Annotated in this window: 2 protein-coding genes and 1 pseudogene; all 3 read right to left on the minus strand. The window is 28.0% G+C overall.

All coding sequences use genetic code 11. The annotated features are described in order from the left end of the window. Positions 1 to 68 precede the first annotated feature (68 nt). Positions 69 to 299, minus strand: coding sequence for a UvrD-helicase domain-containing protein (locus tag C4E06_RS27125; protein WP_232826399.1), 231 nt, complete (start codon positions 297 to 299; stop codon positions 69 to 71). A gap of 15 nt (positions 300 to 314) precedes the next feature. Further along, a complete protein-coding gene (locus C4E06_RS27130) occupies positions 315 to 1,961 on the minus strand; it encodes an RNA-directed DNA polymerase (RefSeq protein ID WP_157951268.1) in 1,647 nt (548 codons plus the stop codon). Then, positions 1,958 to 3,185 (minus strand): annotated as a pseudogene (locus C4E06_RS27135) (hypothetical protein); the annotation flags it as partial. The gene C4E06_RS27130 and the pseudogene C4E06_RS27135, both read right to left, overlap by 4 nt.

The raw sequence follows: 3,185 nt of genomic DNA on the forward strand, positions 1-3,185 counted from the left end.
AATATTTTTAGCTTCTGTTCTGAGCATTATCGTACAAAGACTATGAAAGGTTTTAATAGTAATATGTTTTACATCATTAGGACACATTTTGTTAGTCTTTCACTCATTTCTATAGTAGCACGGTTAGTAAAAGTAAGACATAGAATTTTATCAGCAGGTATACCATTTTTTAGTGCTTTTATGACTCTTGCTGATAACACTGAAGTTTTACCCGTTCCCACAGGAGCAAGGACTAAAATAGCTCCATTGATATGATTAATAATTTGTTGTTGTTCTTGATTGGGTGTAAACTGATCCATGATAATTAATACTAATTAGAATGTAGGAGAATAAACTTGTGTTTGACTACTTGAGCTTGTTGTTTTAGTGTTGTAATACTTTTTGATAATGGCTGGTTCTGGTGAATTTATTAGTCTAGACACTTGACCGTTTTTAGCAATATCTAAAGCATCTTTTAGTAAATAATCTTTTTCTTCTTCCTTGGTTAGAGTAATATTAGATAGTTCTTTTTTTGCAAAGATCCCTAAAATAAGAATATAATTCTTTCTGAGTCTGGGAAAGGGAGGAGGATTGCTATTTAGAGCATCTACAATGTTTTGAATATGTTTTGGTTTAACAAAGGGTCTAGATATATCTCCTAAATGTAACCAGGTTTCGGTTGCTTTTAATCGTTCAATATCTGATTCTTGTTTTACAGACGATTTAAAAATTGAGTCCCAATGTTCACTATTTAGGATAGGTAAAAATCGCAGTGCTTCTAAGATAACTGCACGAATATATTGGTTAGTTGGTTCTTTTTTATGTTCATAATAATGATAAATTTGCTCAATAGCTTCTGTGTGACCTTGATAAGCTAAACTAATAATAATATTAGGAATTAACTGTCTCAATATATATATATCGTCACTACAGATTAAACTAATGATTGCATTATGATTAATTTTAGGATCAAAATCAAACCCTAATATTAACAATTTTTTAACTGCAAATCTTATATAAGTTTGATTTTTACGTCTTTCAACGTTAAGTTTACGTTTATAATCTTTCATATTTGTATCTAAATTATTGATTTCTCCCTCTAAATTTTTAAGCTTTTCAAAAGAAGTAAGAAAAAATTTAATAATCTTATTTCTAAATTTATTTTTCTCATTAATCCAAGTTGGATTTAATTGTTCAAACTCATCTTTCCATCTTTTTATCATCATATAATTATCAGTAGCAGGAAAAGGGGGAAATTTAATTTTTGACTTATCTTTATAATTTTGAGTCATTAATTGCTTATAAATTTTTCGACTTAAATCATGGGAATAAATAAAAATATTAATAGCATATAAACATTGATTATAACGATTAATCAAGTTCCACCACAGATTAATATCTTGACTGTTAGCAAGATGAAATTGAGTTCTATAATTAGAGTTCATTCGCCATACAAAAGGCATAATTTTAAAATTGAATTCCTCATTTAATTCATCTAAATTTTCATCTTCTAGAGCATCTTTAAGTATAGTTATAATCTCTGAAGGATTCTGATATATTTCTGTTTTGTCTTGATTGATATGTAATTTCAGTTCTGTTAATTGGTTTTCTAAATCTTTTTTAATAGCTTCAGTATCTACTTTATTCAAGATAACAATGATTATATCATCAACATAGCGAAAATATTTTAAATTAGTTTTCTTGTTAAAATAATTATCAATAGCTTTTAAATAAAAGTTAGCATAAAATCCTGAAGTTATGGTTCCTTGGTTGATTCCTGTTCCTGGTTTATGGTTGTTTAAATTTTTATTTATTAATTTTTTGAGTAGCCATTGAACTCTATAACTTGTGATATTAAGTTCTTCTTTACTCTTTTCTATCAATGTTTCTTGAATAATATTCTTATAAAAATCTTTGATATCTGTCCGAATAACAGCACCATCTTCTTGATACTGTTCAGCAGCTTCTTGAGCATCTCTCAAAATTGTTTATATCTAGAAAAATAATTTTTATATAAATCTTCACTTTCTATATCTTCACTAAGATTATAGGAATAAAATTCTTGCGTTTTTTCTTTTCCAATGGTTTCTATTACTGCTACTTCGATTATTTCTTCTTCTAAACGGGATAAATTTTTAGGACGACTGCCAGCTTTTCCTTTACCTAAATCATAGCTAATTTCTTGATTTTGAGGAAGAAAATCGAGTGTTTGCTCAATTAACTTATTTTGAATTGTTCTTAAATTTTTCTCAATATTATCTTCAAATAAACGAATTTCAATTGTATCATATAATGACTCGCTTAAAAAATTGTTTCTCGCTTTGATCCAAGCTGAGAGTAAATTCTCTGTACTAAATAACTTATTTCTCTCATCTTCTAATTTCTTATTAAGAATTGTTTTAGCAATTACCTTAAACTCAGATAAATATTTCTTTTTTCCTTTGTGATACCAATAACTATCTTTTGGAGTATTAAATTTTACTTCTTGGTTTTGAGACACTATCTCTGAGAATCTATAATTATCTCCAATAGTAGTCTTGAGAGATTGACTAATTTCCTGTACTTCATCTTCAACATTAAGACTTAATAAATCAGACTCTAATGTTTTAGTTTTTAGCAACATAAAGTATAAGTTTTCAATAGGTACTTCCTCAAGTAGTTGTTTATAAGCAATTGATTGTTCTTGTAAAATATCTCTCTCGGTTCCTAAAATTAAATTAGGTTCTAATCCCAATTGTTTAAGTTGTTCTGCTTGCTCCATTTTTAATTTTTCATCTTCACTTAAGGATGAAGCAAGAGAAAACTGAGTTAATAATAAATGAGATAACTGGGACTTATCCCATTCTTGACATTTATTGTTTAAATAGCGAATCGTTGTTATAATTGCTTTAGGAAGTGGCTCACAAATTGGCTGAAAAATTAGATTAATATTGACATCAGAAACCTTATTTTTAAGTTCCTGCATTAATTTACTATAAATAGTAAACCCATAAATGTTAGGATCAATACCTAGAGAGATGATTTCTATATTCTCAGAAATTTTTGTTTCTTCTTGCCACTTTAAGATTTGTTCAATTAATGCAGTTGTTCCCACCCCCATTCCACTACCTACCTCAACAATGCAACAACGCAGTTGATGAGATAAAGAATTAGATAATCTGGGTGAAGCAAAAATCTTATCTAATACCTGTGCTGTCTCAAAATAA

The organism is Cyanothece sp. BG0011, from assembly GCF_003013815.1.
Taxonomy (GTDB): Bacteria; Cyanobacteriota; Cyanobacteriia; order Cyanobacteriales; family Microcystaceae; genus Crocosphaera.

What these genes read in the sequence shown, in the direction of transcription:
- C4E06_RS27125 (WP_232826399.1), bottom strand. Translation starts at nt 299, where the DNA reads ATGGATCAGTTTACACCCAATCAAGAACAACAACAAATTATTAATCAT.